Source organism: Gluconacetobacter diazotrophicus PA1 5 (assembly GCF_000067045.1).
GTDB lineage: Bacteria > Pseudomonadota > Alphaproteobacteria > Acetobacterales > Acetobacteraceae > Gluconacetobacter > Gluconacetobacter diazotrophicus.
The window spans coordinates 1,886,684-1,899,930 of the sequence record NC_010125.1 but is presented as its reverse complement, the minus strand read 5'-3'; the positions used below and the strand labels follow the sequence as shown (position 1 = coordinate 1,899,930).

At 66.9% G+C, this 13,247-nt stretch carries 14 protein-coding genes; 10 read left to right on the top strand and 4 right to left on the bottom strand.

All coding sequences use genetic code 11. The features are described from left to right. Nucleotides 1–3 precede the first annotated feature (3 nt). The 7 genes from dxs to GDI_RS08820 all read left to right on the top strand — a co-directional run bounded on the left by dxs (nt 4) and on the right by GDI_RS08820 (nt 7,489). A complete protein-coding gene (gene dxs, locus GDI_RS08850; RefSeq protein WP_012225422.1) occupies nt 4–2,007 on the top strand; it encodes a 1-deoxy-D-xylulose-5-phosphate synthase in 2,004 nt (667 codons plus the stop codon). A gap of 32 nt (nt 2,008–2,039) precedes the next feature. Beyond that, complete coding sequence (locus GDI_RS08845) at nt 2,040–2,780, top strand: TlyA family RNA methyltransferase (RefSeq protein ID WP_012225421.1); 741 nt, start codon at nt 2,040–2,042, stop codon at nt 2,778–2,780. Between the two features lie 81 nt (nt 2,781–2,861). Further along, nucleotides 2,862–4,076, top strand: a complete 1,215-nt coding sequence (rlmN, locus tag GDI_RS08840) for a 23S rRNA (adenine(2503)-C(2))-methyltransferase RlmN (RefSeq protein WP_012225420.1) — start codon at nt 2,862–2,864, stop codon at nt 4,074–4,076. A 133-nt stretch (nt 4,077–4,209) separates the two neighbouring features. Continuing rightward, nucleotides 4,210–5,439: an argininosuccinate synthase gene (locus tag GDI_RS08835; RefSeq protein ID WP_012225419.1), complete on the top strand. Its 1,230-nt coding sequence runs from the start codon at nt 4,210–4,212 to the stop codon at nt 5,437–5,439. 48 nt (nt 5,440–5,487) lie between these two features. Beyond that, nucleotides 5,488–5,985, top strand: coding sequence for an FKBP-type peptidyl-prolyl cis-trans isomerase (locus GDI_RS08830; protein ID WP_012225418.1), 498 nt, complete (start codon nt 5,488–5,490; stop codon nt 5,983–5,985). A gap of 64 nt (nt 5,986–6,049) precedes the next feature. Then, the gene (trpS, locus tag GDI_RS08825; RefSeq protein ID WP_012225417.1) at nt 6,050–7,045 is read left to right on the top strand and encodes a tryptophan--tRNA ligase; all 996 of its coding nucleotides are present in this window, start codon (nt 6,050–6,052) and stop codon (nt 7,043–7,045) included. A 24-nt stretch (nt 7,046–7,069) separates the two neighbouring features. Continuing rightward, on the top strand, nt 7,070–7,489 hold the full coding sequence (locus GDI_RS08820) for a secondary thiamine-phosphate synthase enzyme YjbQ (protein ID WP_012225416.1): 420 nt from the start codon (nt 7,070–7,072) through the stop codon (nt 7,487–7,489). Nucleotides 7,490–7,493: 4 nt separating this feature from the next. Here GDI_RS08820 and fghA read toward each other — a convergent pair whose 3' ends face one another. Both fghA and GDI_RS08810 read right to left on the bottom strand, forming a co-directional pair. Further along, nucleotides 7,494–8,342, bottom strand: a complete 849-nt coding sequence (fghA, locus tag GDI_RS08815; protein WP_012225415.1) for an S-formylglutathione hydrolase — start codon at nt 8,340–8,342, stop codon at nt 7,494–7,496. Between the two features lie 4 nt (nt 8,343–8,346). Next, nucleotides 8,347–9,462 carry an S-(hydroxymethyl)glutathione dehydrogenase/class III alcohol dehydrogenase gene (locus GDI_RS08810; protein WP_012225414.1) on the bottom strand — a complete coding sequence of 372 codons (1,116 nt, stop codon included), beginning with the start codon at nt 9,460–9,462 and terminating at the stop codon, nt 8,347–8,349. A 229-nt stretch (nt 9,463–9,691) separates the two neighbouring features. Between GDI_RS08810 and GDI_RS08805 the strand changes: the two genes are divergently transcribed. Together GDI_RS08805 and GDI_RS08800 are read left to right on the top strand one after the other, a co-directional pair. Continuing rightward, nucleotides 9,692–10,567, top strand: a complete 876-nt coding sequence (locus GDI_RS08805) for a bestrophin family protein (protein WP_012225413.1) — start codon at nt 9,692–9,694, stop codon at nt 10,565–10,567. A gap of 61 nt (nt 10,568–10,628) precedes the next feature. Then, complete coding sequence (locus GDI_RS08800; protein WP_012225412.1) at nt 10,629–11,219, top strand: CarD family transcriptional regulator; 591 nt, start codon at nt 10,629–10,631, stop codon at nt 11,217–11,219. Between the two features lie 57 nt (nt 11,220–11,276). On the opposite strand, the gene GDI_RS08795 is transcribed toward GDI_RS08800, so the two are convergent. Beyond that, on the bottom strand, nt 11,277–11,717 hold the full coding sequence (locus tag GDI_RS08795) for a PACE efflux transporter (protein ID WP_012225411.1): 441 nt from the start codon (nt 11,715–11,717) through the stop codon (nt 11,277–11,279). A 2-nt stretch (nt 11,718–11,719) separates the two neighbouring features. Beyond that, the gene (locus tag GDI_RS08790; RefSeq protein WP_012225410.1) at nt 11,720–12,694 is read right to left on the bottom strand and encodes a sterol desaturase family protein; all 975 of its coding nucleotides are present in this window, start codon (nt 12,692–12,694) and stop codon (nt 11,720–11,722) included. A 118-nt stretch (nt 12,695–12,812) separates the two neighbouring features. Here GDI_RS08790 and GDI_RS08785 point away from each other — a divergent pair, with 118 nt between their 5' ends. Next, the gene (locus GDI_RS08785) at nt 12,813–13,244 is read left to right on the top strand and encodes a response regulator (protein ID WP_012552951.1); all 432 of its coding nucleotides are present in this window, start codon (nt 12,813–12,815) and stop codon (nt 13,242–13,244) included. The last annotated feature ends 3 nt before the right edge of the window (nt 13,245–13,247 follow it).

The following is a 13,247-nucleotide window of genomic DNA, read 5'->3' as shown; positions in this document are numbered from 1 at the left end:
ATCATGTCCGAACAGAACACAGGCGCACAGCCGGGGGGCTCGGTTCCGACGCGTGGCCGCTTTCCGCTGCTGGACCGGGTGGCGTATCCCGAGGACCTGCGGAACCTGTCGGTGGAGCAGCTGAAGCAGCTGGCCGAGGAATTGCGGGCCGAGACGGTGGACGCGGTATCCACCACCGGCGGGCACCTGGGCGCGTCGCTGGGCGTGGTGGAGCTGACGGTGGCGCTGCACGCGGTGTTCGACACCCCGGCCGACCGGGTGATCTGGGATGTCGGCCACCAGGCCTATCCGCACAAGATCCTGACCGGACGGCGCGAGCGCATCCGCACCCTGCGCCAGCCCGGCGGCCTGTCGGGCTTCACCCGCCGGTGCGAGAGCGAATACGACCCGTTCGGCGCCGCCCATTCCTCGACCTCGATCTCCGCCGGGCTGGGCATGGCGGTGGCGCACCACCTGCGCGCCGAGCACGACCCCGCCTATCGCGAGCGCAACGTCGTCGCCGTCATCGGTGACGGCTCGATTTCCGCCGGCATGGCCTACGAGGCGATGAACAACGCCTCGGTCGCCGGTCCCGGCGCCGGGCGGCTGATCGTGGTGCTGAACGACAACGAGATGTCGATCGCGCCCCCGGTCGGCGCCATGTCCAACTACCTGTCGCGGCTGATGTCCTCGCGCCAGTTCCTCGGCCTGCGCGACCTGGCCGGCAAGGTGGCCCGCCGCCTGCCCGAGCGGCTGGAGCGCACCGCCAAGAAGGCCGATGAATATGCCCGCGGCATGATCACCGGCGGCACCCTGTTCGAGGAGCTGGGCTTCTACTACGTCGGCCCGGTCGACGGCCACGACCTGAACCAGCTGGTGCCGATCCTGCGCAACCTGCGCGACGCCGACGACAAGGGCCCGATCCTGCTGCACATCCTCACCGAGAAGGGACGCGGCTACCGCCCGGCCGAATCGGCGGGTGACAAGTACCACGCGGTGGCCAAGTTCAACGTGGTGACCGGCGAGCAGAAGAAGGCCCCGCCGGGACCGCCCAGCTATACCTCGGTGTTCAGCCGCGAGCTGGTGCGCCGGGCGAAGCAGGACGACACCATCGTCGCCGTCACCGCCGCCATGCCCTCGGGCACCGGGCTGGACGCCTTCGCCCGCGCCTGCCCCGACCGCTTCTTCGACGTCGGCATCGCCGAACAGCATGCGGTGACGTTCGCCGCCGGCATGGCGACCGAGGGGCTGCGGCCGTTCTGCGCCATCTATTCCACCTTCCTGCAGCGCGCCTACGACCAGGTGATGCATGACGTGGTGCTGCAGAACCTGCCGGTGCGCTTCGCCATCGACCGCGCCGGGCTGGTCGGCGCCGACGGCGCCACCCATGCCGGGGCGTTCGACATCAACTATCTGGGCTGCCTGCCGGGCATGACCATCATGGCCCCCAGCGACGAGCTGGAACTGCTGCACATGACGGCGACCGCCTGCGCCTTCGATGCCGGGCCGATCGCCCTGCGCTACCCGCGCGGCAACGGGCTGGGCCTGGCGCTGCCCGAGGCCGGCGAGATCCTGGAGATCGGCCGCGGCCGCATCATCCGCGAGATGGGCCGCCAGTCGGGGCGCGAGACCGGCGGTATCGCCATCCTGTCGCTGGGCACCCGCCTGGCCGAGGTGCTGAAGGCCGCCGACATGCTGGCCGCCCAGGGGCTGGCCCCCACCGTCGCCGACGCCCGCTTCGCCAAGCCGCTGGATACCGCGCTGATCGAGAACCTGGCCCGCAACCACGCCGTGCTGCTGACCATCGAGGACGGCGCCGAGGGCGGTTTCGGCGCCTATGTCATGCACCACCTGGCCCGCACCGGGCTGCTGGACACCATCCGCTTCCGGCCCATGACCCTGCCGGACCGCTTCATCGACCACAACACCCAGGACGCCCAATACCACCAGGCCGGCCTGGACGCCCCAGCCATCGCCGCATGCGCCATGCAGGCCCTGGGGGTTGCCGCGTCCCAACAGACGGCCTGACCGCCCCCGGAAAGGAACGAAGGGGCGCACAGGTGGCCAAGCAACGCGCGGACCAGATGCTGGTCGACCGGGGACTGGTGGAAAGCCGTACCCGCGCCCAGGCGCTGATCCTGGCCGGCCTGGTCTTTTCGGGCGACCGGCGCGTGGCCAAGGCCGGCGACCAGTTGCCCGAGGACGCGCCGCTGCGGCTGAAGGGACAGGATCATCCCTGGGTGTCGCGCGGCGGCATCAAACTGGCGCATGCGCTGGCGCATTTCGGCCTGTCGCCCGAAGGCGGCATCTGCCTGGATGTCGGCGCGTCGACCGGCGGCTTCACCGACGTCCTGCTGACGCACGGCGCGGCAAAAATCTATGCCGTCGATGTCGGGCATGGCCAACTGGCCTGGAAGCTGCGCAGCGACCCGCGCGTGACGGTGCTGGAAAAATGCAACGCCCGCGCGCTGGATGCGACGACGATCCCCGACCCGATCGACGTGCTGGTCTGCGATGCCAGCTTCATCGGCCTGCGCACGGTCCTGCCCGCCGGGCTGGCGTTGTGCCGTCCGGGCGCCGGGGCCGTGGCCCTGATCAAGCCGCAATTCGAGGCCGGGCGCGACGCGGTGGGGCCAAAGGGCGTGGTGCGCGACCCCGCGATCCATGACGCGGTCTGCGCCACCATCCGCGACTGGTGGTCCGCCATGCCCGGCTGGACGGTGCTGGGGATCGAACCCAGCCCGATCACGGGCCCGGAAGGCAACCGCGAATTCCTGATCGCCGCGCGGCGGGACGGATAGTAATTCCCCCATTTGCGTCCGGATGTGATAGGCAGCGCGGATTCCGCCCTTCGCCCACGTCCGTTGCATGAGTACCTGTCCATGACCGCCGTTCCCGCCCCCGCCCAGCAGCCCGCCGAAACCGGACTGGCGGCCTCGATGACCGAGGTCGAACGAAAGCGGATTCTGGCAAAATCCGCGCTGTTCGCCCCACCGGCCGGCGTGCTGCCCGACGGACGGCGCGAACTGGTCGGCCTGTCGCGCGAAGAACTGACGCAGGCGCTGGTGGAAATCGGCGAGAAGCCCTTTCGTACCAAGCAGTTGTGGCACTGGATCTATCACCAGGGCGTCACGGATTTCGCACGCATGTCCTCGATCGCCAAGCCGTTGCAGGCGAAGCTGGCCGAGCGTTTCGTCGTCGGCCGGCCCGATGCGGCGATGGTGCAGACCTCGACGGACGAGACCCGCAAGTTCCTCTTCCGCTTCCGCGACGGGCAGGAGGCCGAGACGGTCTATATCCCCGACCGGCGCGAGGATCGGGGCGCTGTCTGCATTTCCTCGCAGGTCGGCTGCACGCTGTCCTGCACCTTCTGCCATACCGGCACGCAGAAGCTGGTGCGCAACCTGGGGGCGGCGGAAATCGTCGGCCAGTTCATGGCGGCACGCGACAGCTACGGCGAATGGCCCAGCCCAAAGGGCGACACGCCGCGCCTGCTGTCGACCATCGTGCTGATGGGCATGGGCGAGCCGCTGTATAATTACGAGAACATCGCCAAGGCGATGAAGATCATCATGGATGGCGAGGGCATCGGCCTGTCGCGCCGCCGCATTACCCTGTCCACCTCGGGCGTGATCCCGATGATGGACCAGTGCGGGTCCGAACTGGGAATCAACCTCGCGATCTCGCTGCACGCGGTGCGCAACGACCTGCGTGACGAGATCGTCCCGCTGAACCGCAAATATCCGATCGAGGACCTGATCGCGGCGTGCCGCCGCTATCCCACCGCCAGCAACGCACGGCGCATCACGTTCGAATACATCATGTTGCGCGGCGTGAATGACAGCGAGGCCGAAGCCCGCGAACTGGTCCGCCTGATCGCCGGCATCCCCGCGAAGGTCAACCTGATCCCGTTCAACCCGTGGCCCGGCAGCGCCTACAAGCCGTCCACGCGCGAACAACTGGCGAAATTCGCCCAGATCGTGATGGATGCGGGCTTCGCCTCGCCGATCCGCATGCCGCGCGGGCGCGACATCCTGGCCGCGTGCGGCCAGTTGCGGACGGAAAGCGAGCGCGAGCGCCGGAACGCCACGGCCTGAGCCCCGGACACAGGCACGCCGCCGAATTGGCGGCGCGCCCGCTGGCACCGGCGGCGATCCGGTGCTAGGACCCGGAACATCGGTGCGGAACGCCGCATCATCGCGCAGCCTCGACGACAGGAGTGTCCTCCCCATGGCCGTAAAGGACGTCAAGAAGGTCGTGCTCGCCTATTCCGGCGGGCTCGATACATCGGTAATTCTGCGCTGGCTGCAGACCACCTACGGGTGCGAGGTCGTCACCTTCACCGCCGACCTCGGCCAGGGCGAGGAACTGGAACCCGCCCGCAAGAAGGCCGAAATGTTCGGCGTGAAGGAAATCTTCGTCGAGGACCTGCGCGAGACCTTCGTCAAGGACTTCGTCTTCCCGATGTTCCGCGCCAACACGCTGTATGAAGGCCAGTACCTGCTGGGGACCTCCATCGCGCGTCCGCTGATCGCCCAGCGCCAGATCGAAATCGCCGAGGCCGTGGGTGCCGACGCCGTGGCCCATGGCGCGACGGGCAAGGGCAACGACCAGGTGCGCTTCGAACTGGCCTATTACGCGCTGAAGCCCGACGTGACGGTCATCTCCCCCTGGCGGGAATGGGACCTGACCTCGCGCACGCGGCTGCTGGCCTTCGCCGAGGAACATCAGATCCCTATCGCGAAGGACAAGCGCGGCGAGGCCCCGTTCTCGGTCGATGCCAACCTGCTGCACTCCTCGTCCGAAGGCAAGCTGCTGGAAGACCCTGCCGTCGCACCCGATGAAATCGTCTTCCAGCGCACGATCTCGCCCGAGGCCGCGCCGGACGTCGCGACCGAAATCGCGATCGATTTCGTCTCGGGCGACCCGGTGGCGCTGAACGGCGTCACCCTGTCCCCCGCCACGCTGCTGGCGCGGCTGAACGAACTGGGCAAGGCCAACGGGATCGGGCGGCTGGACCTGGTGGAAAACCGCTTCGTCGGCATGAAGTCGCGCGGCATCTACGAAACGCCGGGCGGCACCATCCTGCTGGCGGCGCATCGCAGCATGGAAACCATCACGCTGGACCGCGAGGCCGGGCACCTGAAGGACAGCCTGATGCCCCGCTATGCCGAACTGATCTATAACGGCTTCTGGTTCTCGCCCGAGCGGCGCATGCTCCAGGCCCTGATCGACGAAAGCCAGCATTCCGTGACCGGACGCGTGCGGCTGAAGCTGTACAAGGGCAATGTGATCTGCGTCGGGCGGGAAAGCCCCCATAGCCTGTACGATACCCGCGTTGTGACATTCGAAGACGACGAAGGGGCGTATAATCAAAGCGATGCACTGGGCTTCATCAAGCTGAACGCCCTGCGTCTGCGTCTGGGCGCGCAGATCGGACGGCGCGGCGGCGCGCTGTAGGATCGCGTCCCGCATGTCGTTCCATTCGTCCTGTCTGACCGAGGTGTCATGAAACGTCTGTCCCGCTTCATTCCCCTCCTTCTCGCTTCTTCCCTGGCCCTGCCGCTGGCGGCCTGCGGGGGGAGCCGCCCCGAGGAATACAAGCCGGAGATGACCCCGGCGCAATTCATGGCCAAGGTCCGGGCCGAGCCCGGCGTCCAGTCGCTGCCCGACGGCCTGGCCTACAAGGTCCTGAAATCCGGCCCCAAGGACGGGCAGAGCCCCGTTCCGGGCGATGTCATGATGGTGATCTACGAAGGCCGCCTGCCCGAAGGCGGCATCTTCGACAGTTCGGACCAGCACGGCCAGGGCGCCTATATGCAGATGCCGCTGGACGGCGTCATCAAGGGCTGGATGGAAGGCCTGCCGCTGATGCATGTCGGCGATATCTGGATGCTCTACGTTCCGCCGGAACTGGGGTATGGCCATCGCTCGATGGGCATCATCCCGGCGGACAGCCCGCTGGTCTTCAAGATCCAGCTTCTGGGTGTCTCCAAGCCGCAGTAGCCGGCATGTCCCCCCGGACCGGACGGCTTGACCGGACGGGGGGAAACGCCTGAAAAGAACGGCCATGCAACGCATCTTTTCCGGCATTCAGCCGACCGGCATTCCGCAATTGGGCAACTATCTGGGCGCGATCCGCAACTGGGTCGCGCTGCAGCAGGACCATGAGTGCATCTTCTGCCTCGTGGACCTGCACGCCATCACGGTGTGGCAGGACCCTGAGGCGCTGCGCCAGCAGACGCTGGCCCAGACCGCCGTGCTGTTGGCGGCGGGGATCGACCCCAAGGCCCATATCCTGTTCAACCAGTCCGCCGTCAGCGCCCATGCCCGGCTGGGCTGGATCTTCAACTGCGTGTCGCGCCTGGGCTGGCTGAACCGGATGACGCAGTTCAAGGACAAGGCCGGCAAGGACCGCGAAAACCATTCGGCCGGCCTGTATATCTACCCCAACCTGATGGCGGCCGACATCCTGGCCTACAAGGCGACGCGGGTGCCCGTCGGGGACGACCAGCGCCAGCATCTGGAACTGGCTAACGACATCGCACAGAAATTCAACCACGATTACGGCGTGGACTTCTTCCCGGCGATCGAGGCCCTGATTCCTGCCGGCGCCGCGCGGGTCATGAGCCTGCGCGACGGCACCAAGAAGATGTCCAAATCCGATCCGTCGGCCCAGAGCCGGATCGAGATGACCGACGACGCCGACGCGATCGCGCTGAAGATCCGCCGGGCCAAGACCGACCCCGAACCCCTGCCCACCGACCCCGCCGACCTGCAATCACGCCCCGAGGCCCGGAACCTGGTGGAGATCTATGCCGTTCTGAGCGGCATGACGGTGGCGGACGTGCTGGCCCGCCATGGCGGCACGGGGTTCGGGCCGTTCAAGGCGGCGCTGACCGACGTGCTGGTCGCGGCCGTGACGCCCATCGGGGCGGAAACCAGGCGCCTGCTGGACGCCCCGGAGCACCTGCAGGCCGTGCTGCGCGAAGGGGCCGCACGCGCGAACGCCATTGCCGAGCCGATCGTCAGCGAGGTCGAACGCCTCGTCGGCTTCCTGAAATAGAGACACATTATCGGGAGCATCCCCATGCGCCAGGCCCTGCATCGCCTCAGCATCGCCACCCACGGCAAGGGCCTGGTGATGTTCACGCGCGACGTCCTGCACTGGGTCGCGGATACCGGGATCGAAACCGGCCTGCTGACGCTATGGTGCCGGCATACCTCGGCCTCGCTGACCGTGCAGGAAAACGCCGACCCGACGGTGCTGGAGGACATCAAGCGCTATTTCGAGGCGCTGGTCCCCGAGGCGCCCGGCCGCTACATTCATGACGACGAGGGACCGGACGACATGCCGGCCCATTTGCGCAGCATGCTGACCCAGACCCAGCTTTCGATCCCGGTTGCCGACGGGCGGCCGGTCCTGGGCACATGGCAGGGGCTTTACCTGTTCGAACACCGCCGCCAGCCCCATCGACGCGAAATCATCCTGCACCTTATAGGCGAATAGGCCCCTATCGCCGCAGGATCGCCGCGTGATGGGTCAGGTGATCCTGGATGAAGGACTGGATGAACCAGTAGGAATGATCGTATCCGGCGTGGCGGCGCAGGATCAGGCCCTGCCCTGCCGCCTTCGCGGCCTCTTCCAGATGCCACGGCTGCAACTGTTCGGGCAGGAACGGGTCGGCCTCGCCCTGGTCCACCAGGATGGTGGTCGGATGCGTCCGTCCCGCCCGCAGCAGCAGGGTGGCGTCATGCGCCGCCCAGGTGGCGCGGTCCGGGCCCAGATAACCTGAAAACGCCTTTTCGCCCCACGGCACGGCGGCGGGGTGCACGATGGGCGCGAACGCCGAGACCGACTTCCAGCGGTCGGGCGCGCGCAACGCATGGACCAGCGCCCCGTGGCCGCCCATGGAATGGCCCATGATTCCCCGCCGGGTACCGTCCAGCGGAAAATGGGCCTCGGTCAGCGCGGGCAGTTCCTCGGCGACGTAGCGTCCCATCCGGTAGTGCGCCGCCCACGGCGCCTGGGTCGCGTCCAGGTAGAATCCGGCCCCGCTGCCGAAATCGTAGCTGTCGTCCTCGCCCGCGATGCCGGCACCGCGCGGCGAGGTGTCGGTGGCCACCAGCGCGATCCCGTATTCGGCGGCGAAGCGGATGGCGTTCGCCTTGATCAGGAAGGTTTCCTCGGTGCAGGTCAGGCCGGCCAGGACATGCAGGACCGGTACCCGCGCCGCATCGGACGCGCCATCGGGAACGAAGACGGCGAAGCGCGCCTCCAGCCCCAGGCTGTCGGACAGATGGCTGTAATATCCGACCGTGCCGCCGCAGCACGCATGCGTCTCGCGGGTGGTAATCGGCATCGGATCAGAATTCGACGACGGTGCGGATGCTCTCGCCCCGCGCCATCAGGTCGAATCCCTCGTTGATGCGCGACAGCGGCAGCGTGTGGGTGATCAGGTCGTCGATGTTGATCTTGCCCTCCATGTACCAGTCCACGATCTTCGGCACGTCCGTGCGCCCGCGCGCGCCGCCGAAGGCCGAGCCGATCCACCGCCGGCCGGTGACGAGTTGGAACGGGCGGGTGCTGATTTCCTGCCCCGCACCGGCCACGCCGATGATGGTCGAAAGACCCCAGCCGCGATGGGAACATTCCAGCGCCTGGCGCATCAGCGTCGGGTTGCCCACGCATTCGAACGAATAATCCGCGCCGCCGCCCGTCAGTTCGACCAGATGGCCGACGATGTCGCCGTCGGGCCCCAGGTCCTTCGGATTGACGAAATGCGTCATGCCGAACTTGCGCGCCATCGCCTCGCGCGCCGGATTGATGTCGACGCCGACGATCATGTCGGCCCCCACCATCCTGGCCCCCTGGATGACGTTCAGACCGATCCCGCCCAGGCCGAACACCACGACGGTCGATCCCGTTTCCACCTTGGCGGTAAACAGGACCGCGCCGATGCCGGTGGTGACGCCGCAGCCGATATAGCAGACCTTGTCGAACGGCGCGTCGGGGCGGATTTTCGCCAGCGCGATCTCGGGCAGGACCGTGTAGTTCGCGAAGGTCGAGCAGCCCATGTAATGACGGATCGGCCGCCCCTTGTAGGAAAAGCGCGACGTGCCGTCGGGCATCAGGCCCTTTCCCTGCGTCGAGCGGATCGCGGTACACAGGTTGGTCTTGCGCGACAGGCAGGATTTACATTCGCGGCATTCGGGGGTGTAGAGCGGGATCACGTGGTCGCCGGGCTTCAGGTGCGTCACCCCCGGCCCGACCTCGACCACCACGCCGGCGCCCTCGTGCCCCAGGATGGCGGGGAACAGCCCCTCGGGGTCCGCGCCGGACAGGGTGAACTTGTCGGTATGGCACAGGCCCGTGGCCCTGATCTCGACCAGGACCTCGCCCGCGCGGGGGCCTTCGAGCTGGACGGTTTCGATTTCAAGGGGTTTGCCTGCCTCGAAGGCGACAGCCGCTCTGACATCCATGACTACGATACTCCCCGTGTCGGATCTGGAATCGTCTGGGCCATAAAGCCCCCTGGTATTGGCATGGTCAATGGCGCGGATCGGGCCCGTGCCCCGCGCCGACTGCGACAGAAGATGTCCCGTTCGTCACAAATTTCATCTTTCCCGGCAGGACATTGTCTTTCCGGTCATGCCATGTCAGCCACTATGGTCCACGTGAATCCGACCCATCGAAAGGGAGAGAACTGCGATGATTGTCGACCGGCGGATCGGATTGTTCATTCTGATGCGCGAAAGCCTGCTGGCGCTGGCCATCCTGGGCGCGTGGGACGTCTTCGTCGTCATCATGTTCCAGGTCTATCATCAGGACTGGATGGAACAGCCCACGCTGCCGGTCTCGCTGATCGGTTCGGCGGTCGTGCTGTTCCTGAGCGTGCGGAACACCGCCGCCTATAATCGCTGGTGGGAGGCACGGACCCTGTGGGGCGCCATCACCAACAATTGCCGGTCCTTCGGGCGGCAGGCGGGCTCGCTGCTGGGCGGGCGGCCCGACCTGGCGCGGGCCATGGCGGCCTATCCCTATGCCCTGCGCGGCGCGCTGGGCCGCCTGGACTGCGCCGAGGACGTGGAGCGCCTGCTGCCGCCCCCGATGCAGCAGGCCATCGCCGGCTGGACGAACCAGCCGAATGCGATCCTCTACCAGATCGGCCTAGCCGTGAACCAGGAGGTCGCACGGCAGGGAATCGACGGGGCCGTCCACGGCCAGATCGACCGCATCCTGTCCGACCTGGCCAATGCCCAGGGGGGGCTGGAGCGCATTCGCAACACGCCGCTGGCGATCCAGTTTTCCCTGATTCCCCGGCTGGTGGCGAATGTGTTCTGCGTCGTGCTGCCGCTGTCGATGGTGCAGACGCTGGGCTGGATCACGCCCCTGGGGTCGTCCCTGGTCGGCCTGCTGTTCGTGGCGCTGGACAAGATCGGCAGCGACCTGCAGGAACCGTTCGTCCGCTCGCCGCACGCCATGCCGATGCTGACCATGGCCAGGACGATCGAAATCGACCTGCTGCAGCCGGCGGGCCAGCCGGTCGGCGGCCCCATTGCGCCGGTGCGCGGCGTGCAATCCTGACCACACCCCCACCCGGCGGGGGACCGAGACATGTTACGAAAAATGTGATATACAGTATTGCATGAGCATGTTCAGAACGACCCCGAAGGGCGGCGTGACCGATGCGATGGCCCGCACCGCCGCTGCCGCAACCGCCGCGCAGGCCAAGACCAAGGTCAAGGATGAGGACCCGTTCCGCGAAGGCGACGCCATCGTCTATGCCGCGCATGGCGTCGGACGGGTGGATCGCATCGGCATTGACGAGATCGCGGGCACCAAGCTGGAAATGATCCAGATTTCGTTTCCCGGCAACCAGATGACCCTGCGCATTCCGCTGGCGAAGGCGCGCAAGGCGGGATTGCGCAAGATCGTGTCGCGCGAAATCGTGGACAAGGCGATGGCGATCATCAAGGGAAAGCCGCATGTCAGCCGTGGCATGTGGGCCCGCCGCGCCGTCGCCTACCAGGAAAAGATCAATTCCGGCGACCTGGTGCAGATCGCCGAGGTGCTGCGCGACCTGCGCCGCAATGTCGACAGCCTGGACGGCAGCTTCAGCGAGCGCAAGCTGTTCGAAGCCGCCCAGGAACGCTTCGTGGCCGAGGTCGCGGTGCTGGAGGGCAAGGAACCCACGGCGGTTCTGGAAGCCCTGACGGCGGCGATGAAGGCGGCCTGACGCCCCTCCCCGGGATGATGGAAAAAGGCCCTGAAAGCGCGTCTTCCAGGGCCTTTTTCATGCCCGGCCGCCGTGCGGAAGGGCTGCGGCCGGAACGGGAAAGACGATGTCGTAGGCCCAGGTGAAGGCGAAATTGTACACCAGGTAGAACAGGGTCAGGCTGATATTGGCCACGAACGCGGACAGCAGCCCCTGGCCCAGATACAGGGCGATCGCGGGCACCAGCATCACGATCAGCCCGACCTGGTACAGCACGGCATGCGCCAGACGGTCGGCCAGCACCTTGTGCGTCGTGCCCTTCAGCGCCAGCAGCGCACGGTCGAACCCCCGGTTGAAGATGTAGTTCCACAGGACCGCGACACTGGTCGAGCCGAGCCCGATCGCGCCCATGTCGGCGGCACGGATGCCCAGTACCGCCTGCCCGCCCGGCACCACCATGGCCAGCCCCAGGGTTTCGAACAGCAGGACGTAGCGGATCCGGTCCCGGGTCGTGCGCATCGTCAACCGTGCCGTGGGGCTGGACGAACCGCGGCCCCTGCCCGCCGCCAGCGCCGGGTCGCCAGACGCCAGGACAGCCGCAGCCCGGCCGCCTGCTGGGCCAGCCAGCCGCCGCTGACCAGGGCGGCCTCGGCCTTCGGGTCCCCGGTCTCCACCACGCTGTGCGAGAAATTCGCGGTGCGCAGGATCATGTCCCACCAGGGAAAGACCGAGCCGTAATTGCAGGAATTGCGCCCGGCCGAGCGCAGGCCGTGATGCACGCGGTGGAACTGCGGCGAAACCAGAAGCCGTTCGCCCAGCCAGCCGAAACCCACCCGCGTATTGGCATGCGACAGGCTTTCGACCAGGCGCAGCACCAGGATCAGCAGCGGAAACTGCAGCGGCGGCACCCCGATCAGCAGGCCCACGGCGATCGCCCAGACATACGAGATGACGTCGTCCACCAGGTGGTTGCGATCATCCGACCAGAAGGTCATCTGCGTCTGGGCATGGTGCAGCGCATGCAGCCCGTACCACCAGGCAAAGACATGCGACAGCCGGTGCCGCCAGTAATCGGCGAAATCCAGGATCACCGCGTACAGGAAGAAGGTCGCGACCGGCCAGTCCATCAGCGTGGGAAAGGTGGATTCCAGGGTGGGCGGAATATAGCCGTGATCGGTCAGGACCCCGTTCATCCAGGTCTGGATCTCGTAGAATCCGAAGAACGTCACCAGCGGGAAGATGCCGATCCGCGCGATCAGGGTATAGACGACATCCATCGTCACATTGTCGCGGTTTTCCCATGTCCGCAGCGGCCAGAACCGTTCCAGCGGCATGCAGATCGCCAGGTTCAGCACGACCTGCAGCACGCCATAGATCGCGAACATCGCCCACAGGAAGGACGTGTCCTCCCACTCCATCCATCCGAAACGGTAGAGGATCGGGATCAGCCAGTTTTCCTGGATCCATCCGGCAAGCCATGTAAACGGGTCGATCATTCCGGCCATCCTGTTGTCGCGTGACGCGCCCGGCAGCTTATCGCATCAGCGCAGGTCTGTTCAGCCATCCCGGGCACCCGCCATGAACCGTCCCCGGTCCGGTGCGTTGGAACAGCCCATGACTCACCTGACACCGACACATCTGCCCGATGCCGTGCCCATGGATAAAGCCCCGATCCTGCTTGTCGAGGACGATTTCCTGATTCGCATGGCCCTGGCCGCCTATCTGCGCGAGCGTGGCGGCTTCACGGTCGTGGAGGCCGACGATACCGCCACCGCCCTGGCCGCCATCGATGCCCAGCCCTGCCTGTCGATCCTGCTGACCGACATGCGGATTCCCGGTCCGATGAGCGGATCGGACGTGGCGGCGGCGGCCCGGGCCAAATGGCCGGACCTGCCGGTGCTGTACGTGACCGGCACCGCCGCGCGGGGCGACGGATCGGCCGTAAGCGCGAACCGCGATAGCTATGTGGGCAAGCCCTTCGAGCCCTCGGCGGTCCTGAAGCAGGTTCACGCCATGCTGGACCCGCCGCACGGTTCCGCGCCATGAAGT

What these genes read in the sequence shown, in the direction of transcription:
- dxs (WP_012225422.1), top strand. Translation starts at nt 4, where the DNA reads ATGTCCGAACAGAACACAGGCGCACAGCCGGGGGGCTCGGTTCCGACG.
- rlmN (WP_012225420.1), top strand. Translation starts at nt 2,862, where the DNA reads ATGACCGCCGTTCCCGCCCCCGCCCAGCAGCCCGCCGAAACCGGACTG.
- GDI_RS08835 (WP_012225419.1), top strand. Translation starts at nt 4,210, where the DNA reads ATGGCCGTAAAGGACGTCAAGAAGGTCGTGCTCGCCTATTCCGGCGGG.
- GDI_RS08830 (WP_012225418.1), top strand. Translation starts at nt 5,488, where the DNA reads ATGAAACGTCTGTCCCGCTTCATTCCCCTCCTTCTCGCTTCTTCCCTG.
- trpS (WP_012225417.1), top strand. Translation starts at nt 6,050, where the DNA reads ATGCAACGCATCTTTTCCGGCATTCAGCCGACCGGCATTCCGCAATTG.
- GDI_RS08820 (WP_012225416.1), top strand. Translation starts at nt 7,070, where the DNA reads ATGCGCCAGGCCCTGCATCGCCTCAGCATCGCCACCCACGGCAAGGGC.
- fghA (WP_012225415.1), bottom strand. Translation starts at nt 8,342, where the DNA reads ATGCCGATTACCACCCGCGAGACGCATGCGTGCTGCGGCGGCACGGTC.
- GDI_RS08810 (WP_012225414.1), bottom strand. Translation starts at nt 9,462, where the DNA reads ATGGATGTCAGAGCGGCTGTCGCCTTCGAGGCAGGCAAACCCCTTGAA.
- GDI_RS08805 (WP_012225413.1), top strand. Translation starts at nt 9,692, where the DNA reads ATGATTGTCGACCGGCGGATCGGATTGTTCATTCTGATGCGCGAAAGC.
- GDI_RS08800 (WP_012225412.1), top strand. Translation starts at nt 10,629, where the DNA reads ATGAGCATGTTCAGAACGACCCCGAAGGGCGGCGTGACCGATGCGATG.
- GDI_RS08795 (WP_012225411.1), bottom strand. Translation starts at nt 11,717, where the DNA reads ATGCGCACGACCCGGGACCGGATCCGCTACGTCCTGCTGTTCGAAACC.
- GDI_RS08790 (WP_012225410.1), bottom strand. Translation starts at nt 12,694, where the DNA reads ATGATCGACCCGTTTACATGGCTTGCCGGATGGATCCAGGAAAACTGG.
- GDI_RS08785 (WP_012552951.1), top strand. Translation starts at nt 12,813, where the DNA reads ATGACTCACCTGACACCGACACATCTGCCCGATGCCGTGCCCATGGAT.